Here is a 20,189-nt window from a genome sequence, read left to right on the forward strand (position 1 = left end):
AATGAAAGATTCGAGAGAAAAAGACATTCGGCGGAAAATAGATGCCTACATAAAAGGCAGTTTAGGGGAAGAAGAAATTCAGGGCCTTTGGAATGAGTTTGCTAAAGATCCTGAGCTTCTTGACTTGCTTGAATTGGAGGTCAACCTAAAAGAAATTATAGAAAGGGAATCAGGAACCGCTGGAAGTGAAGATGTCGCTCCGATTCGCAAATTGCCTAAGTGGACGTGGCATGCTGCAGCTGCCGCAGCTATTATCCTGGTTGCACTGGTACAGTTTTTCCGGGTTGACAGTCCCGCAACACTTGATCAGTTAGTGGTTCAGAATATTGAGCCTTCACAGATTGAAACTTCGAATGCTGTACGGGCTGCCAAGGATATGAGGATAACCTCGGCAGATTCACTGCTTAATCTGGGTTTTCAGGCATTCCTTTCCGGAAATGACGACCGGGCTCTGGATCTGTATGAGGAAGTTATTGCCAACTATAATGAAGAACCCTATGGCTCTAAAGCTTATCTGAATAAAGGGATCATACACTACAACGAATTTGAATTTCAGACCGCTATCCATTCGTTTGAACAAGCCCTCGAACGCGTTGAAGACAGCCGCATGATAACCGAAAAAGCTTATTGGTACCTGGGTAATGCCCTTGTCAATATTGGCGAACTTGAAGAAGCAAGAGTTGCTGTCACTAAAACATATCAGCTTGATGGGGTATTCAGAAGCCCGGCGTTCAGATTACTGAAAAAGTTAAATCAGGAGCTGGGCTATTCTGATTATGAGGAAGTGGATCAGGTTGACTAAAAACTTTCTGTTCTCATTCTCTATGCCATGGGGATTGGTTCGTCCGCATCTTTCATGTGGCGCATGAAGAACTCGTGAGCACTTAGCTTGGAGCTCCCTTTCTCCTTTTCCGCCCGTGTATAGCTTCCGTCACTATTCAATAACCATCGCTGTTTGTTGTCATTGAAATAGATGTTCAACACAAACTGCAGATATTTCTTCAGCTTTTCGTCCTCAATTGGCGCGATCACTTCTACCCTTGCATCTAAATTGCGATGCATCCAGTCGGCAGAACCAATAAAATATTTGTGTACCCCTTTGTGATTGAAGTAATACAATCTGGAGTGCTCCAAATATCGCCCTATGATGGAGTGAACCGTGATATTTTCACTCATCCCTTCCTTCCCGGGTATCAAACGGCACACCCCTCTCACGATCAGATCGATATTGACTCCAGCCTCCGAGGCTTCATACAGTTTTTGAATGATCAACGGATCTTCCAGGCTATTCATCTTGGCAATGATCCTGGCTGGGCGACCATTTTTAGCTTCTTTTATCTCAAAATTAATGAGTTCCGTCATTTGCCGGCGCATGTGGTGAGGGGCAACCAATAACTTCTCAAACTTTTGCTCAGGTGCGTAACCGGTCAGCAGGTTGAATACATCTGTTACATCTGAACAAAGAGAGTCCTCGCAGGTAAAAATAGCCAGATCTTCATAAAGCTGAGCGGTATCAGGATTATAATTGCCGGTTCCAATGTGGCAATAGGTCTTCAGTTCATCACCTTCTTCACGGACCACCATAGTTAGCTTGGAGTGGATCTTTAATCCCGGTATTCCATAAGCCACATGTACGCCGTAATTCTCCAGCTTTTGAGCCCAGTTAATATTTCTTTCTTCATCAAAGCGGGCTTTTATCTCAACCAGAACAGCTACCTGCTTTCCCTCTTCAGCTGCATGCATCAGCGAGTGCATCAACGGTGAATCCTGTGAGGTTCTGTACAAGGTTTGCTTGATAGCCAGTACCTTGGGGTCTCTTGCCGCTTCTTCAATAAAACGTTGTGTGGTAAGCTCAAAACTATGGTAAGGGTGATGGACCATCAGGTCCCCTTTGCGGATCACCTCAAACATGCTTGGCATTTCCTCATCCGGAGCGTGACGCAGTGCGGGGTGTAACACCGGTGTCCAGTTTCTTTCCTTGAGCCGGTTGAATCCCTCCAGCTTGGCAATATCGATCACATCTGCCAGGCCTATGGTCCCCTTCATTTCGTACACATCACTCCAATGGATATTCAGATGATCGAGTAAATATTTCTTGATGTGTTTAGGCATGTCGGCATCCAGCTCTAACCTGACGATCTCAGCAAATTTTCGTTCCCGCAGCTCGTCTTCTATCGTTTCCAGCAGGTCTTCTGCTTCCTCCTCATTTCTATCGACAGAAGCATTTCTGGTGACCCGGAAGGTATGGGCTGAGATCACTTCCATCCCCGGAAAGAACTGATCCATTTTTTCACGAATGATATCCTCGATCGGTACTAAAACGACTTTATTCCCCTTTCTGTGCACCTGTATAAATCGATTCCGGTTAGCCGGGATCTTCAACCGGGCAAAAGATCTCTCATTAGACCGCCTATTGATCAGTTCAATCGCAAACGACAGGCTTTTATTCGATATAAATGGAAACGGATGAGATTCATCAACAGCTAACGGAGTGACGATCGGGTAGATCTGCTTTTGAAAATAACGGTCGCACACGCTTTTCTGATAATCAGTGAGTTCCTGATAGGATCTTATCTGAATGCCTTTTTCTGCAAGTTTTGGTACCAGGTCATCGAAAAAACACGACCGGTACGACTCGATCATTTCCTGTACTTCACTTCGAACGGCTTTCAGCTGATCGGTGGGTGTCATTCCATCCACGGATAATTCTTTGACCTCAGCTAATTGCTGCCTTTTTAAACCACCGACTCTTTTCTGAAAAAATTCATCCAGGTTTGAACAGACAATGGATAGGAACTTGACCCGCTCCAATAATTTATTTTTATCATTCCATGCCTCTGAAAGTACCCGCTCATTGAATTTGAGCCAGCTTAACTCGTAGTTAAGAAAGTAATCACTGCCGAATATTTTCAGGCTGCTGGAACGCAGATCTTTATGAAATCCCTTTTCTTTCAGGATCTCATTTTTTTTGGGATTTGCTAATTTCTTGGCAATCTTTGCCTTCTGCGTGATCGAGGGATCAAGGCTGATCTCATCCGGTGAAAGTGATGTCTTTTTCATGATTGCTTCGATTATTTAGCATGCGCAATTAGCTCTGAAACTAAGTATTATAATATAAACTTAGCGTTAACAAATACACGGTTATAACGTGAATAATCCCCTTTTAAATCCCGAGGAAAAGGAAGAAGCCTTTGAACAGACCGTTCGTCCCGGTTCGCTTGAGGAATTTATTGGCCAGAAAAAGGCCATTTCTAACCTCTCTATATTCATTAAAGCCGCCCGCCAGCGCGGTGATGCCCTGGATCATGTGATCCTCTCCGGACCTCCGGGACTTGGTAAAACCACCCTGTCATACATCATAGCCAACGAAATGGGCGTTAAAATACGGCCAACTACCGGTCCGGTCCTGGAAAAACCGGGCGACCTGGCCGGTATGCTGACCAACCTTGAAGAAGGCGATGTACTCTTTATTGATGAGATCCATCGGCTGAACCCGGTAATCGAGGAATATCTGTATTCAGCGATGGAAGATTATAAGCTGGACATTGTGATCGATTCCGGCCCCAATGCCCGCAGCATTCAGATCGAGCTGAACCATTTTACCCTGGTAGGGGCCACCACGCGTAAGGGACTTCTGACTGCCCCGCTTCGTGCCCGTTTCGGTATAGATATGCGACTGGATTATTATGATGTGGAGTTACTGCAGCGGATCGCCCTCAGAACCGCTGACCTGATGGGAATGGGAATTACCGAAGCCGGCGCTCATGAAATTGCACGGCGGAGTCGCGGTACCCCTCGGATCGTAAATAAACTACTGCGCCGTACCCGCGATTTTGCTCAGGTTGATAACGTTGATACCATCGATGAAAAGATCGCCGACAAAGCCCTGAACGCTTTGGATGTAGACCAGAACGGCCTGGATGAAATGGATATCCGTATCCTCAAAGCCATCATTGAAAATTACGACGGCGGTCCTGTTGGGCTAAGCACCCTCGGTGTAGCGGTGGGAGAAGACAAAGGAACTATTGAAGAGGTTTACGAACCTTTTCTGATCAAAGAAGGCTTCATGCAGCGCACACCCAAAGGACGGATCTGTACCAAAAAAGCCTATCAGTATTTGAATATCAGCCCGGATAAATCGAACGGGGATTTATTTGATTCCTGATATTTTTAACCCAAAATCTTTTTTAACTTCGCATCTCAATTTATTGAGTCTATAAACGACAGTTATTCCTAACCGAAAGCACCTTATTTTAAGTTTATTACACACATGAAAAATCTCTTTACTTCTGAATCTGTATCCGAAGGCCATCCGGATAAAGTTGCCGATCAAATATCAGATGCCATTCTTGACGCCCTCCTCACTGACGACCCGCATTCACGTGTTGCCGTCGAAACCCTTGTAACTACCGGTCTTGCAGTAGTATCCGGAGAGGTAACCACTGAATCGTATGTGGATGTTCAGGAGATTGTCCGCGAAGTGATCCGTGATATCGGATATACCAAAGCCTCCTATCGGTTTGATTCAGACAGTTGTGGGGTTCTTACCACCATTCACACACAAAGCCCTGATATTGCCATGGGTGTGGATAAGGATGGCGCCGGAGATCAGGGAATGATGTTTGGCTATGCCACCCGACAAACACCGGAATTCATGCCGATGCCATTACAGTACTCCCACGACCTGCTGCGAGAACTGGCGCGGATCCGTAAAGAAACCCGACTGATGCCTTACCTAGCGCCGGACAGTAAAAGTCAGGTAACCATTGAATATGATGATGCCGGTCAGCCTAAGCGCATTCACACCATCGTTCTATCCACTCAGCATGATGCAGGCGTTAAGCAAGCTCAGATCCACGAAGACATTAAAAAGCATTTGATCCATAAAGTTTTGCCTGAAGACTTGCTGGATGAGGATACGATCTACCACGTGAACCCAACCGGTAAGTTTGTGATCGGAGGCCCCCATGGCGATACCGGGCTGACCGGGCGTAAGATCATCGTGGATACCTACGGTGGGTTCGGGGCTCACGGCGGCGGTGCTTTTTCTGGAAAAGATCCTTCTAAAGTGGATCGAAGTGCAGCCTATGCTTCACGTCACATTGCAAAGAACATTCTGGCAGCAGACCTGGCGGATGAGTGTCTGGTTCAGCTAGCTTATGCCATTGGTGTAGCAGAGCCCGTGTCTATAAATGTGAATACCTATGGCACCGGAAAAATGAGTGACACCGAACTGGCGGCCAAAGTCAAGAAAGTGTTTGACTGCACACCAAAAGGGATCATTGATCGGTTCAACCTGAAATCCCCTATTTACAGGCAAACGGCTGCTTACGGTCACTTTGGGCGCGAGCAATTCCCCTGGGAGAAACTCGATTACGTGGATAAACTGGCTTAGTTTTACTTGGCTGTGCGGCCCTATCATTCGTTCCAAAGCAGAACGTGTTGAACGAGACGGCAGGCAGGATCCTCAATTGATCTAAGCTATGGCACTTTGTCGGCTCATTGAGTCACAACTCTCCGCCCTCTCACCTTAAAACCTTGCTCTGACGCTCTGCGTCGGAGCAACCACAGCCTACTTAACCCCGCAGATCACCATCCTAATTCTTTCTGTTCGACAATCTCCGCTTTTCTGTTATTTTCCAACGATTCTTTAACCGATGAGTTCATGGAAAACAAAATTATACAATCAGCTTCGGGTCAGCCTTCCATAGAGATGTTCGGCATTACCATTATGGAGCCGATGGTCACTTTTACTGACCTGTGGATCACTGCAGTCTGTGTTTATGCATTATTCAAGCTGATAAGACTGAACAAAAAGGGCAAGGTTCACCAATACATGCGCTGGTACTTTGGCATCATGGCGCTGGCTACTTTTTTAGGTGGAATTTTAGGTCATGCGTTTCAATATGCGGTCGGGCTGGAATGGAAACTGCCCGGCTGGCTCATCAGTATGCTGGCCGTGATGGCTATTGAACGGGCATCGATCATGCATGCCCGGCCGGTGATCAATGAGAAGTTTGGCAAGTTCCTGGAAATAGCCAATGTGGTAGAGTTGCTTACTTTTGCTGTCATAACTTTTTCGACCCTTAACTTCTTTTTCATTCAGGTTCACTCTGCCTATGGACTTGGCCTGGTTGTTCTTCCCCTTCACTTCCTCGTCTATTGGCGAACCCGAAATGAAGGCAGCCGTATTTTTTTCCTGACGGTTATTTTCGCAACCCTTGCCGCTTTCTTTTATACGAGTGAGATCGGCTTGCATACCTGGTTTAACCATCTTGATGTGGCTCACACTGTCATGGCTATCAGTATGTATTGCTTTTACAGAGGCGCCCGTAAGCTGGAAGTTTTAAAACCGGAGAATATTCGTGAAGAAAAAAGTACTTTAAGTGATACCATGCGCGAGGCAATAGCCGGCCTTAAGAAAACCAAAGGGGTGAACCGGTTCAACCTAAATAATTTACATCCGGCCCTCAAAATTTCAACCTAATATCAGCATCATGAAAACATTTACTACTTTGGTCCTTAGCCTGTTCTTGATCGGTTGTACCGGCGATACATCCTCCCGGGAAACGTTGACGGTGTTCACCAATGTGAATGTGATCCCTATGGATAGCGAACAGGTTTTGATGGACCAAACCGTGATCATTGATGGCGACCGGATCGTGGATGTGGTACCGTCCAGTGAGATCACTGTGCCAGCCAGTGCCATGGTCATTGATGGAACCGATAAATATCTGATGCCAGGTCTGGCTGAGATGCATGGACACGTTCCCCCAACAAATCCCGGACCGAACGCACCTGAGTATTTTAATAAGGAATACGTTGAAAGTACTTTGTTTTTATACGTTTCAGCTGGTATTACAACGGTTAGAGGTATGCTTGGATATGAAGGACAGCTTTCCCTGAAGGATAGTGTGAATTCAGGGGTACACATCGGTCCGAATTTATATCTGGCCGGACCAAGTTTTAATGGTAATAGTATCTCATCTCCTGAAGAAGCGAGAGAACGGGTCGTTAAGCAACATAAAGAAGGCTGGGATCTGCTTAAAATTCATCCGGGCGTATCTCTTGAAGAATATGATGCCATGGTGGAAGCTGCGGATGAGGTTGGCATAACCTTTGGCGGACATGTTCCAGCAGACGTCGGGGTGATCCATGCCATAGAATCCGGACAGATCACCATTGACCACGTGGATGGTTATGTAAGTTTTTTGAGTCCGTTTGAAGACCAAGAAAAGGGAGAAAAATTGGACGAAGTAATTCGGCTCACCAAAAAACATAACGTGTGGATCGTCCCAACCATGGCACTCTGGGAAACCATCATCGGGGCAGCCGATTATGAAACTATGAGAACCTATGATGAACTGAAATACATACCTAAAGGCGTAAAGCAGAATTACTTCGACTTTGCGGAAAATCCACAAACCGGATATGCGATTGGAGATCCGGCTGAACAGGCACAACTCAGGTCACGGATCCTCGGTGAAATGAATAAAGCGGGAGTAAAGATCCTGATGGGAACCGATGCCCCACAACTGTTCAGCGTGCCCGGTTTTTCCATTCATCGTGAATTGCCACTCATGAAAGCGGCCGGGATGAGTAATTATGAGATACTGTTAAGCGGCACGAAAAATGTAGGTGAGTATTTTGCGGAAAAGGATCAATTTGGAACGGTTGCGGAGGGTCAGCGTGCGGATCTAATTTTACTGAGTGACAACCCACTGGAAGATCTATCGGTCATTAAAGATCATGATGGAGTGATGGTTCAGGGTAAATGGTATCCCCGTGAAATGATAGATCAGAAATTAAAAGAGATCGAAGCTTATTACGCTGAATGATGAACAGCTGAAGTAATACAGGTCAGTTGCCAAACAGGTCTCTTACCTTATCCTCAATTTGCTCAGTAACCCCACTTTTCAAGGCATCCTCTATGGCTTTCTGAAACAGGGGCCTTAAGATCTCTTCCACACTTTGTTTTACAGTATTATTCCCATCACGACCAATATCATTTACGGTTATATCCGATAGTGATACTTCAGTTGACCCATCCCTGTTCAGACTGCTATTGACCACGATTTTGCCCTCACTGATCCTGAGATGCTCTACCACAAGTTTGGTTTCTGACGATTCAGAAGGCTCCCCGGAAGCTGCATCCATATTATCACTGAGCCTTTTGAGGTTGATCCCCACTCCTTCCTGCTCAAATAGAATCTCAGGGCTGTTTATGATGATCTCATTTACAATCACCTGATCGGATAATAGTGATCCCAGGTCAACCTTGATCGAAGCATTTTGAATGAACAGGGCCGACTCATCACTGAAACTCTCAGGGTTCTTTATTGTTAATCCCTCTATGGTCCCACTGCCACCAAATACCGATATACTAACTTTATCAACGGCTACTTCAGTTTGTAACAGCTCTGATCCACTCTCTTCAATTCCCGTTTTTACTACCCGGTCCACCGAAAAAGTGATCAGAAGCAGCGTCAAAATTATAGCTGCAAAAATTCCTGATAATACTTTTAACGTATTCTTGCTCATGTCTTTATTCTGTTTTTTATCTGATTAAATATGAATCTGTTGATAAAGTTCCATTTTCCTCTTTTTACGATTGCCCTCTTTACTACCTGCTCAATTTTTATAAATTGAGCACAGCTAATTTTTAACTAACCAAAATCTTATGAATAAACCGATACGAAGCGTTTTTCTCGCTTTGGTTTGCGTATTGTTCTTTGCGGTGGAAGGGTTTACCCAGTCCACTCCTCAGGCATTTAAAGGTGCGCAGATCATTCCTATTTCAGGCGAGCCTATTGAAAATGGTGTACTCGTAGTTGAAGACGGTAAAGTCACCGCCGTTGGTGGTCCTAATACCCGCATTCCACGAGGAGCCGAAGTACACGATGTCTCAGGACATGTGATCATGCCGGGACTTGTTGACACCCACTCTCACATTGGCGATGGCGACGGCGGTGACCGTTCCGCAACCCTGCATCCCGATGTTCGCATCATGGATTCCATCGATCCAAGAAGTCCCTCTTTTAAAAGAGCCCTTGCCGGGGGTATTACCTCTGTAAATGTTATGCCGGGCTCAGGTCACCTGATGAGTGGCCAAACGGTGTACCTGAAACTGCGCAAGGCTAATGTCATTGAAGACATGCTGCTCTATACGGATGACGAAAAAACTATTTATGGCGGACTCAAAATGGCCAACGGAACCAACCCGAGGGGAAATCCACCTTCAGCCGGCACCCGTGGCAAAGCGGCTTCCATGGTTCGTGAGTTGTACATAAAAGCTCAGGAATATAAAGATAAGATCGAAGCAGCTGACGGCGATGAAAGTAAAATGCCTGCACGTGATCTTGGGCTTGAAACCCTGGTTGAAGTCCTTGAGGGCAAACGCATTGTACATAATCACACGCACGAGCATCAGGATATCCTGACCGCTATGCGACTTGCCGAAGAGTTTGGATACCGATTAGTACTTCAGCACGTCAGTGAGGCATGGAAAGTGCCTGAAGAAATTGCCAACTCTGAACAAGTTCTCGGCGCCTCTATCATCACACTCGATTCTTTTGGTGGAAAAGTTGAAGCCGCTGAGATCAAGAACTCCAACGGTAAGTACCTGGAAGATGCCGGAGTATTAGTTGGGTTTCATACCGATGACGGCGTAACAGATTCCCGAATGTTCCTTCGGCACGCAGCCCTCGGAATTCGTGAAGGCATGAGCCGTGATGAGGCTCTCAGAGCCGTAACGATCGCCAATGCCATTATGATGGATATTGATGATCGGGTTGGTTCTCTGGAAGAAGGTAAAGATGCAGACTTCATCATACTTGATGGTGACCCATTCAGCGTGTACACACATGTTCAGGAAACCTGGATCGAAGGTCAAAAAGTCTGGGATCGCAGCAATGAGGAAGACAAGAAATATGCAACCGGTGGGTATCAGATATATCCCGGTACCATTCATACTCACCAAGGTGAAGAAGGAGGCTTGAAATGAGATATTTAAAACAATTATTACTGATACCGGCATTATTACTGGTATTCAGTTTTTCAGCAGAAGCACAGATCGCTGTTAAAGGCGAAACCGTTTACACCATGGCGGGTGATCCCATTTCAAACGGTGTGGTATTAATTAAAGACGGTAAGATAGAGCGTGTTGGCTCTGGTATTAATATTCCTTCCAATTATGAAGTATATGAAGCCAAAGTGGTCACACCCGGACTGATCGATGCTCATTCGGTCGTTGGCCTTGCAGGTCACCTGAATGTAGATGCCGATCAGGATCAGCTCGAGACTTCCAACCCCATACAGCCGGAATTGCGGGCTATTGACGCTTACAATGCTCAGGAAGCCCTCGTTGGGTTTTTACGGGATAACGGGGTCACCACGGTTCATACCGGACATGGACCCGGAGCCCTGATAAGCGGTCAAACCATGATCGTTAAAACTACCGGAAATACGGTTAACGACAACCTGATAGAACCGTCTAAAATGCTGGCGTTTACTTTAGGCAATAACCTGAGCCGTGCGTTCAGCAAACCGGGAACCCGAGCCAAAGGGATCGCCATGTTGAGGCAGGAACTGATCAAAGCCCAGGCGTATCTTGAAAAAAGAAACAGCGGCGAGGATTACAGCAAGGACCTCGGAATGGAAGCCCTGGCTGACTTACTTGAAGGTGAGAAAACGGCCCTTGTTACCGTTCATAAAGCCAACGATATCATGTCAGCCATTCGCCTTCAGGAGGAATTTGGCTTTCCAATGGTATTGGATGGTGTAGCGGAAGCATACCGTGTCATGGATCAGATCAAAGCAGGAGGTTATTCTGTGATCATTCATCCATCTATGATCCGTCCGGGCGGCGATGCCAAGAATGCTTCTATGGAGACTGCCGGTAAACTGTACAAAGCCGGAATCCCTATCGCATTCCAAAGTGGATATGAAGGATATGTCCCTAAAACCCGCGTGGTTCATTACGAAGCCGGAGTGGCTGCGGCCAATGGTTTAGGTAAGGATAATGCTCTTAAGGTATTGACCATTGACGCTGCAAAGCTTCTCGGAATTGACAATCGTGTAGGTTCACTGGAGCGTGGTAAAGATGCCGATGTGGTTATGTACAACGGTGACCCGCTTGAATATGTTAGTAATATCACCGGCGTATTTATCAATGGTGAAAAAGTGAAATGACACTTAAATATACTTATGAGTATATCATATAAAGTAGCTACTGAGCCGGGAGAAATTCCGGCTCTTTTTGTTGACGCATGGATGGAAAAAGATGCCGATTACCTCGCCTCCCTGTTTTCAGTAAATGCAGAGTTTGTGAACGTGGTAGGCCTTTGGTGGCATAACCGTGAGGACATCAGAAAGGCTCATGCGTTTGGTTTTGAAAAGATCTTCAGTGAATCGAATCTGAGGCTTATGGAAACCTCCGTTAAATATCTGAATGATGATATTGCAGTGGTTCATGCACGGATGCGGCTAAAGGACCAAACACCCTCTAAGGCAGACGAGACTCCCTCGATCAGACAAAACATCTTTAGTTTTGTGGTAAAGAAATCAGATGATAAATGGATGTGTGAATCTGCCCACAACACCGATATCATTCCCGGGGCTGATACTAACCTTGTGGATGAAAACGGAAAGCTAAAGTCGGTGAAATACGGAACGTAGCGAGCTGCTTTCCCCTAACCTTCGGCTCAGCGAGCTGGTGAACTTAAAAAAAGCCCTGCACAACTTTATGCAGGGCTTTTTATCTATCCTAAATAATTGATTGGGAAAACTTATCAGTTGGTGGTGGCCCCACTGATCGTATTTCCAAAGAAGATGGCATTGGCAAACAGTTTATTGGTGCCGTACCAGAATGCGCGGAAATTTGGGTTATCGGTCATGGCAATGACTTTACCTCCACCAAAACCACTTACTACCACAGCGCCGGATCCTTTGATAAGCTCCAGATTTTCATCGTTGCTGTAACCACTTGCCAGCGGATTATCCTCAGAGTAATAAACCGGTGTAGAATATGGATTTTCACCCTTCTGAATGAACAGTGTATTGTTCCTGAACAGGGTCATATCTTCCCGGTTAAATCCATAGGCCATTGGGTGGGTCAGGTCGAGTTTTGCATTAAAGATGCTTCCCCCAATAACCCCGGCACCTCGGTCTTCACCGGCTTTATCATAAGGGCGAACGGTTACTGTTGAGTCCTCATCTTGCTTCCGCTCTACATATTCTACATCAGCAAGTCCGTGCGCTTTTGCCCAACGAATGGCATTCTTGAATACAAGCAGCGTTCCACCGTTTCTAACCCATGTTTTCAGGTTTTCCGCGGCACCATCGGAGATGCTGTATGTACTCGCTATGATCACGTTGTAGCGACTCAGGTCCATGCGATCCATGTTTTCATTCTTTAGAATGGATAAAGGCATATGATAACGCTGATCCAGCAGGTGCCATGCTTCACCAACTTCGCTTGAGCTGCTGCCTTCTCCTCCGATCATGGCGATCTTCGGTTCCACTAAATTTTCAAAGTTACGGCTACCCAGGTCCATACCGGAAGGTGTTAAACCGGTTGGCAGATTATATACCGTGATCCCATCTTCTTCCACGATCGTGTTTATAATATCGTGTACTGTTTCCGGATCATCCTGCGTTCCCATTGATACCAGAATGGTACCGTAATCAAACTGCTTGGCACCATTGGTTATCACAGATTGAAATGGCTTGGATGCCACTTTTACGCGAGCTCCATTGGCTAACAATCGATACACGGCTCTCGGAGCATAGTATTCATCCCACTCAAAGGCGTAGGCATAATCCGCCTTTCCGCCAATCAGCTCACCGTTTAACTCGGCGTCTTCCAGGGTAAAGTCCGAACCCAGCATGTTGGAGTTGTAATCACGGTTCAGCTCGGCAAACGGCAGGTTAAAGGCATATGGCATGGTCCACGTAGATACATCGTAAAACAGACTATCCGTAAACTCGGTTCTGCGCTCAAACATGGCTGTCAGCAACTTATATTGTTTTTGATTCGTCGGTACGATGTAAGCTTTACCGGCTTTGAAATCATTGTAGTCTCTGCCCAGCTCATACACATCGATCTGATTCCGTTCCAGCATCTCAGCTAAATGCATGCCACGTGCCTGGTCGGCTTCTTCACCGAAAACATAAGCTTTGATCGGGGCATCCTCAGCCTCTTCAGCTGCTTCCTGATAGAACTCACGGGTGTTGGCCAGCAATTCTTCTTTGAGTCCCTGTACCGCCTCAAGTGTTGAAAGCGAGGTCACGAACTGATTTCTAATGGTGAAAGGAAATTCCAGGATACCATGAATACTTTCCTGTGCATGTCCGCGCGAACTTCCCTGCTCAAACAAAATACCCAATGACCCATTTACATCCGGATAGGTCGAACCTTTACCGTAGTAGAAGTCATCAAAACTCTCTTTAGAATAGTAGAGAGATTGGATATCGTCCAAAGCCTCGGCATGATATTCTGCAATCGCGCCGGTCAGTGCCTGATTTCGCTGTGGCGTCAAAGGGTGTGTTCGGGAAGGAATACCCGGCTGAAAGAAGAACGTGGAATTGGTTCCCATTTCGTGATGGTCGGTCAATACCTGTGGCACCCACTCATGGAATTTGGCTACGCGGCCCTGTGATTCAGGGTGGATCATAGGCATCCAGTCGCGGTTCAGGTCAAACCAATAGTGATTGGTACGGCCACCGGGCCAGGTTTCATCAAACTCACGACTTTGCGGGTCGGTCACTAATACATTCTTACTCTTGTTGGTGTTAGCCCAGTGCGCAAATCGGTCCAGGCCATCCGGGTTGATACTTGGATCCACGTTAATGATCGTGTTGTTCAGCATCTCATTGATCTCAGGACCTTGTGCCGCTGCCAGGTAGTACACCACGGCAAGCGAGGCGTTTGATCCACTTGGCTCATTACCATGAACGCTGTAGCTCATTGTCACAACGGCCGGCATTTCAGAGAGATTCAGATCGTCAGAAACAGAAGCATCAGTCAGTTGCAGATGCTCTTCCTTGAGCTGATCGATGTTTCGGTGGTTTTGCGGCGAAGTGATCGTCAGCATGAGCAGCGGACGATTCTCATACGTTCGGGCATATTCTGTGATAGTTACACGGTCAGAGGCTTCCGCCACGGCATACATATAATTAACAAGCTGATCGTGCCGAACATGCCACTCTCCCAGTTCCGCTCCTAATATTTCTGCGGGCGTAGGAATGCTTTGGTTATAGCTAACATCATCGGGAAGAAAATAATCGAGCGTGACGGGCTCAGGATTCAGTACCTGAGCTTGAGCCATCACCCCAAATAGCAACGAAAAAACGGCTGTAAATATCGCTTTCATGGAATTTATATTTGATTGGTGGTTAGGTCTTTAATTACGAATAGTATGGTACTACTTCAAAATGAAAAATGTTTTTAAAATGATTTAGTGAGGTTGGCTCTGATTATGTATCATCTCACTCCCATTTAACTATAATGTATGCTTCTTGAATAAGGTACATTCCACCTTCAAATATGCCTTCGGTCCCGGACTTATCCTTGCAGCTGCGGCGGTCGGCGTCTCTCACCTGGTGCAATCTACCCGCGCCGGTGCTGACTATGGATTTACCCTGGTTTGGGCGGTCATTCTTGCCAGTTTGATGAAATACCCCTTTCTCGAATTTGGTCCCCGTTTTGCAGCCGCCACTGAAAAGAGCCTGATCGAGGGTTATGAAAGAATGGGTGGGTGGTCATTATGGATCTACATTATCTTTACGGTTGGAACCATGTTTGCCATTCAGGCGGCCGTGACTATTGTAACCGCAAGCCTGGCCATTGAGCTAACCGGAATCGACTTACCACTTTTAGCCTGGTGTGCGATCATTCTGGCAATTTGTATCTCTATATTGATCAAGGGGCAGTATTCTGCTTTAGACTCGATGATCAAAGTAGTCATAGTCGTATTAAGCCTGTCAACATTGGTCGCTTTTGCCGTTGCCTTTTTTGATGGCCATACCCCAACGATCACCGAAGCTCCATCCATCTGGAATGTAGCCGGCATCACCTTCCTGATCGCCTTGATGGGTTGGATGCCGATTCCTATTGATGCCGCGGCCTGGCATTCCCTGTGGACCCTCGAGCGCAGCAAGCAGACCAATCACCGATCAACACTCAAAGAAAGCCTGCTGGATTTTAACATCGGATATATAGGTTCAGCCATACTGGCTTTGATCTTCCTGGGTCTTGGAGCGATGGTCATGTTTGGAACTGGGGTAAGTTTTTCATCGGCCGGAGCAGCCTTTGCCGGACAACTCATCGACCTCTACACTCAAACCCTCGGGGAATGGGCGCATTGGATCATCGTTATTTGTGCTTTCACAACCATGTTCAGCACCACGCTTACCGTCACCGATTCCTACCCAAGAGTCAGTCGTGAGATCATTCGGGTACTGAATCCCGGATCGGTCAAGATCTCAAGGATATTCTCTTACCGGAACCTGATGATCCTGATATCACTGACTTCAGTTGGTTTACTTTATATCACGGGCAGTCAGTTTACTTATATCATCGATCTTGCTACCTCACTCTCTTTTTTAACGGCGCCGGCCCTGGCTTACATTAATTATAAACTCATCACATCAGATCAAATAGATAAGGAGTTCAAGCCTAAGAAATGGCTGATCGTCCTCAGTTGGTTTGGTATGATATTCCTTACCGCATTTGCCCTTACCTTTTTTTACTGGCGATTTTTCATGTAGAGCACCTTTCCAGCGTGCGGAGCTCCTGGAAGCGTTGCGGTGGTGATTCATGAATACCTGACCATTTCAATCAGCGAACGCTCCAAGGTCTTTTCAGACGCTTTGAGGTTCTTTTTCCGTTGTTCATTATTTACTGATAAGCTCTATATTTAAGCTCAAGATTTACAACAATTCTAAGACTCCGCTTTGCAACAATTATACCCTCCAAGAGAGCCTTTTAATGCCTATTCCCATTACTTAGGGGCTTTAATATCCGCCGTTTGGCTTTTCTTTTTGATAAAAGCCGGTTCCAATAGTCCGCTTTCTTATCAGGTTTCCTTTTTTGTGTACGGGATCTCGGTGATCCTCATGTTCCTTTCAAGCGGTATCTATCACACCCTGAATGTTCAGAATAAAACCGAAGAATTATTCCGTTTATTCGACCACATCATGATCTATGTGGTCATTGCCGGCAGTTATACCCCTATGTGTGTCATAGCCCTTCAAGGTGCCTGGCAAACAGGTATGTTGATCGGTATCTGGGCCTTTGCCCTGGCCGGGATCCTCAAAAAAACGCTTTGGCTGAATGCGCCCCGCTGGCTCTCCACTGCTCTTTACCTTTTGATGGGATGGGTTTCCGTGATCATCCTTCCTCAGATCTGGAAGATCCTGCCTCATGCCTTTATTTACTGGATCGCTTTAGGTGGGTTGTTTTATACCGTCGGGGCTATTATATATGCCATCAGAAAACCGAATCCCATTCCAACTGCTTTTGGTTTCCATGAGATCTGGCATTTATTTGTAATGGGCGGGGCTTTTTCTCATTATTGGGCGATCTATCACTATTTGCCTGAATTTAAATTTGCTGCATGATGAAGTTATTTAAGGCTGCAGTTCTGACTGCTCTACTCCTGTTTCCATCCCTGGTGTTCTCTCAACTGTATGTGCCACTGACCGTTAACCGCCCCGGTGGACTTGACTGGCAAGAGATAAAAACCGCCCATTTCCGGATCATCTTTCCGAATGGAGAAGATTCACTGGCTTACAGGTCGGCGGCCATCCTTGAAAGTCATTATGCCAAAACCTCAGAACTGACAGGCGGTACGCTGAAAAACTTTCCGGTCATACTGAATAATTATAACGATCTCTCAAATGGGTATGTAACCTCCATAAATTTCCGGTCAGAGATCGAACTGCCATCTATCAGAGGTAAAGGTATGAATCCCCAATCGGGGGATTGGCTTGAAACGGTGCTGCCCCACGAACTGATCCATGCGGCTCACTTTAATGTTCAGATGCCCTTAAAGGAAAAGAAGGTCAGTTTTTCAAATCTAATCAGTCTTTTCTCTCCTGACCTGGCCAGAACCATTCATGGCTTTCCGCCTTACGGTTTACACGAGGGGCTGGCAGTATATTATGAAACGGAGTCCGTGGCTCCCATGGGTGGACGGGGAAACTATACCTTTACCATGAACCGGTTCAACTCCAATTTTGCCGGCCCGAACCGGTGGAATATGGGACAGACTCTTATTCCCTCAGATTATTCCCAACCTTTTAATCGTCACTATATCTCGGGATATGCCTTTGTGGACTGGATGCAAAACAAGTATGGAGAGGAAGTCACTAAAAACGCGATCCGATATCACTACCATAACTTCTTTTTAGGATATGGATTTGCCCTACGCATGAAAACCGGAGCGTGGCCGGGTGAACTATATGATATGTATGAAGCCGACATTGAAGCTGAAGAAGAACAGCGTATTTCCGGCATCTCCTTAAATACCACTGAACGGTCACAAATCATAGATACGCCTTTCAAGGGTGAAGAAACCCACGCCCCCAAATGGATCGATGATCAGTCGTTTCTTTTTTACGGGTCTTATTACAATGGACGCGTAGGATTTTATCGATTTGATCTAAGCACCGGAAAATTTAAACTATTAAAAGAAACATTTGGAGTATCCGATTACAATTTTGAGATCGAGGACAGCAGCTTGTTTTACAGCAGCTATCAAAGAGACCCGTTATACCCCCGAACATACATTTCAGATATCAATAAGCTTGATCTGTCATCTCGAAAAACTCAAAAACTCACTACAAATAAACGAACCTTCGCTCCCACTTCAAATGGTGAAATAACACTCGCTCTTCAAACTGATGGTACCAACGGACGAATCGTACAGATCACAGATAACAAAGAAACCCGGGTTATCAAAGAGTTCACGAATGCCAATCCCATAAGCCTGGAATTCAATCCTAATGATCCTGATCAGCTGGCAGTCATCGTTAACAGAAGAGGTGTTCAGGCATTATGGATCACGTCCCTTAACTCTCTTTCCGGTGACCTGGAAAATGCTCCAACCCTCGCCTTTAAAGATGCCTCGGTTCATGACCCCGAGTGGCACCCCACCGAGAACAAACTCATGTTCACACTGGATGGAGCGCCGGCCATGAACATCTTTGAGTATGATCTCGATAGTGACCGTATCATTCAGCTTACCAGTTCTTTATTTAATGCTTTTGAAGGCAGTTACTCCCCCGACGGTGATCGTATCGCCTATATCATTCAGCAGGATAGTGAACGAAAATTGGCTTTATTAGACCGAAAGGACTTCTACAGTCAACCCTTATCCCAATCAAAATTACTGACCGGTTCAGAACTTAATAGCGAGCTGAACCGGCCGCTTTTGGGAAGTGAGATCATGGATGAGATCAAAACCATCGAAAAATCACCCTACCGGGGTAACCTTAACTGGCTCAAACCGAGGTCTGTATTACCATCCTATGAAGAAAAATCCGGAACCCCTCAGGTTGGTGCGATCATATCGAGCATTGACCCGCTTTCCTCTCAGGCATACTCGGTTGAAGTATCGGGTATCCAAAACCGGATCTGGTATGATGCTACTTATATGAATAAAACCTTTTATCCGGGATTTGAACTCTCAGCTTACAGCGACCCCAATTTCTTTGTAGCCCGAGACCCCAACACGACGGAGCTCTTTTCCCTGATGAGACAAGATAGAGGCTTTGGACTTACCCTTCCCTTTAACTATGCCTTCCGGGGAGACACCAGATTCAGCTCACTCAGTTTTTATCCATCCATCAATGCTGAACAATTCAAGTATTATGATCTGAGCGCCAATTCACTCTCCGATTTTTCTACCCGGTACAGTGCCGAAGTCTTTACACAATTAAGTTTGGGTATTCTAAATCTTTCAAGAGATATCCAGCCTTCGTCCGGTATTTCCTTTTTTTGGATCTATGAAAAAACCTTGAATGAACCGACAGCCGTGATCCAATTTCCCGGAGGACCGGCAAACCGTGTTTTTACAGACCAGTGGTCGGCTTACTATGGGGCTTTTGGTTTTGTATCCCCATTAAGACGTTGGAATCAATCCCTAAGAATGGATCTTCAGTTTTTACAACAAAGTGATGCACCCATTTACAGCAACGATACCATTGTACCGCTCGGTTTTGATGATGAGGAGTTCCCTAATTTTGACCTGACCTCCGGAGAAGGCTATAATCACATTGGCCGGTTCAGTACACGCTACACCATTCCACTTTTTTACCCTGATAATGGTGGGCTCACGGTTCCTTTTTATCTTAGCAGCATCTATTTAACTGCTTTCTCTCATACACTGACTGATATGGAATCATCAGACCTGCTTGATGACAGCCGCAGTATTTTCGGTGGCGGACTTCATCTGCAATTTAAAGTCTCGAACGTCCTGTTCGACCTTGGTGTTGGGCTGGCATATGAACCAACCAGAAATCGCACACAATTTATCTTTGGGCAGTTTTAAATGGACCGATCATACCACATATATTTTCTTGGTACTCTGACCATACTTATAACATTGGTTTTGTTTAATGGGTGTGGAAATGGAAATACCGAAAATAATGGGCCTTCTGTTGAAACCAGAAAGAGTCCTATTGCCATTGCCTCCATCAAAAGTAACAGTACCTATATTAAAGTGGTTTATGGGCAGCCATATCGTAAGGGAAGAACTATTTTTGGGGATCTTGAACCATGGGGACAGGTCTGGAGAACCGGGGCCAATGAAGCCACTGAAATGACCATTACAGATACAATTCTGATGGGGGATGAAGCCATTTCTCCCGGGACTTATGCCCTGTTAACTATTCCTGAACCGGACTCATTCACAGTTATTTTGAATCACGAACTTGGTCAATGGGGGGCTTTCAATTATAATCCTGAAAGAGATTATAAGCGTATGAAATTCCCGGTTACTGATCTGGATGAACCTGTTGAAGCCTTTACCTTCGAATTTTCTAAGGCAGAATATAGCATGACCACTATGTCACTAAAATGGGGATTGGTTCAGGTTGATGTCCCCACTCGATTATATGGAGAGTAAATTTTAGGTCATAAAAAAAGGCAATGATCTCTCATTGCCTTCCAATTAAAATAATGTATC

The 20,189-nt window shown here is 45.8% G+C and carries 15 protein-coding genes; 12 read left to right on the forward strand and 3 right to left on the reverse strand.

Translation table 11 applies throughout. The features are described from left to right. Position 1 precedes the first annotated feature (1 nt). Positions 2–802, forward strand: coding sequence for a tetratricopeptide repeat protein (locus tag C3B73_RS03500; protein WP_103664245.1), 801 nt, complete (start codon positions 2–4; stop codon positions 800–802). Positions 803–822: 20 nt separating this feature from the next. Here C3B73_RS03500 and ppk1 read toward each other — a convergent pair whose 3' ends face one another. Then, a complete protein-coding gene (gene ppk1 / locus C3B73_RS03505) occupies positions 823–3,060 on the reverse strand; it encodes a polyphosphate kinase 1 (RefSeq protein WP_103664246.1) in 2,238 nt (745 codons plus the stop codon). 88 nt (positions 3,061–3,148) lie between these two features. Here ppk1 and ruvB point away from each other — a divergent pair, with 88 nt between their 5' ends. The 4 genes from ruvB to C3B73_RS03525 all read left to right on the forward strand — a co-directional run bounded on the left by ruvB (position 3,149) and on the right by C3B73_RS03525 (position 7,838). Then, positions 3,149–4,165 carry a Holliday junction branch migration DNA helicase RuvB gene (ruvB, locus tag C3B73_RS03510; RefSeq protein WP_103664247.1) on the forward strand — a complete coding sequence of 339 codons (1,017 nt, stop codon included), beginning with the start codon at positions 3,149–3,151 and terminating at the stop codon, positions 4,163–4,165. A gap of 105 nt (positions 4,166–4,270) precedes the next feature. Further along, on the forward strand, positions 4,271–5,395 hold the full coding sequence (gene metK / locus C3B73_RS03515; RefSeq protein WP_103664248.1) for a methionine adenosyltransferase: 1,125 nt from the start codon (positions 4,271–4,273) through the stop codon (positions 5,393–5,395). A gap of 270 nt (positions 5,396–5,665) precedes the next feature. Then, the gene (locus C3B73_RS03520; protein ID WP_103664249.1) at positions 5,666–6,487 is read left to right on the forward strand and encodes a DUF6962 family protein; all 822 of its coding nucleotides are present in this window, start codon (positions 5,666–5,668) and stop codon (positions 6,485–6,487) included. A 10-nt stretch (positions 6,488–6,497) separates the two neighbouring features. Continuing rightward, positions 6,498–7,838 (forward strand): amidohydrolase family protein, encoded by a 1,341-nt coding sequence (locus tag C3B73_RS03525; RefSeq protein WP_103664250.1) that lies wholly within the window; start codon positions 6,498–6,500, stop codon positions 7,836–7,838. Between the two features lie 22 nt (positions 7,839–7,860). Here C3B73_RS03525 and C3B73_RS03530 read toward each other — a convergent pair whose 3' ends face one another. Beyond that, the gene (locus tag C3B73_RS03530) at positions 7,861–8,541 is read right to left on the reverse strand and encodes a DUF748 domain-containing protein (protein WP_103664251.1); all 681 of its coding nucleotides are present in this window, start codon (positions 8,539–8,541) and stop codon (positions 7,861–7,863) included. Between the two features lie 139 nt (positions 8,542–8,680). On the opposite strand from C3B73_RS03530, the gene C3B73_RS03535 reads away from it, so the two are divergent. The 3 genes from C3B73_RS03535 to C3B73_RS03545 are packed head-to-tail and all read left to right on the forward strand — an operon-like array spanning position 8,681 to position 11,676. Beyond that, entirely contained in the window at positions 8,681–10,003 is a 1,323-nt protein-coding gene (locus C3B73_RS03535; RefSeq protein WP_103664252.1) for an amidohydrolase family protein, read from the forward strand. Next, positions 10,000–11,190 carry an amidohydrolase family protein gene (locus C3B73_RS03540; protein WP_103664253.1) on the forward strand — a complete coding sequence of 397 codons (1,191 nt, stop codon included), beginning with the start codon at positions 10,000–10,002 and terminating at the stop codon, positions 11,188–11,190. The genes C3B73_RS03535 and C3B73_RS03540 overlap by 4 nt, the downstream gene beginning before the upstream one ends. A gap of 15 nt (positions 11,191–11,205) precedes the next feature. Then, the gene (locus tag C3B73_RS03545; protein WP_232802973.1) at positions 11,206–11,676 is read left to right on the forward strand and encodes an SgcJ/EcaC family oxidoreductase; all 471 of its coding nucleotides are present in this window, start codon (positions 11,206–11,208) and stop codon (positions 11,674–11,676) included. Between the two features lie 113 nt (positions 11,677–11,789). Here the strand turns inward: C3B73_RS03545 and C3B73_RS03550 are convergent, their stop codons facing one another. Further along, positions 11,790–14,372, reverse strand: coding sequence for a M14 family metallopeptidase (locus C3B73_RS03550; protein ID WP_103664254.1), 2,583 nt, complete (start codon positions 14,370–14,372; stop codon positions 11,790–11,792). Positions 14,373–14,517: 145 nt separating this feature from the next. On the opposite strand from C3B73_RS03550, the gene C3B73_RS03555 reads away from it, so the two are divergent. From C3B73_RS03555 to C3B73_RS03570, 4 genes are all read left to right on the forward strand, one after another. Beyond that, positions 14,518–15,768, forward strand: a complete 1,251-nt coding sequence (locus C3B73_RS03555; RefSeq protein ID WP_103664255.1) for an Nramp family divalent metal transporter — start codon at positions 14,518–14,520, stop codon at positions 15,766–15,768. A gap of 186 nt (positions 15,769–15,954) precedes the next feature. Next, a complete protein-coding gene (gene trhA, locus C3B73_RS03560; protein WP_103664256.1) occupies positions 15,955–16,620 on the forward strand; it encodes a PAQR family membrane homeostasis protein TrhA in 666 nt (221 codons plus the stop codon). Beyond that, positions 16,620–19,553: a TolB-like translocation protein gene (locus C3B73_RS03565; RefSeq protein WP_232802974.1), complete on the forward strand. Its 2,934-nt coding sequence runs from the start codon at positions 16,620–16,622 to the stop codon at positions 19,551–19,553. Before trhA ends, C3B73_RS03565 begins: the two co-directional genes overlap by 1 nt. Next, positions 19,554–20,129, forward strand: coding sequence for a DUF2911 domain-containing protein (locus C3B73_RS03570; RefSeq protein WP_103664258.1), 576 nt, complete (start codon positions 19,554–19,556; stop codon positions 20,127–20,129). The last annotated feature ends 60 nt before the right edge of the window (positions 20,130–20,189 follow it).

The organism is Gracilimonas amylolytica, assembly GCF_002911695.1.
Taxonomy (GTDB): domain Bacteria; phylum Bacteroidota; class Rhodothermia; order Balneolales; family Balneolaceae; genus Gracilimonas; species Gracilimonas amylolytica.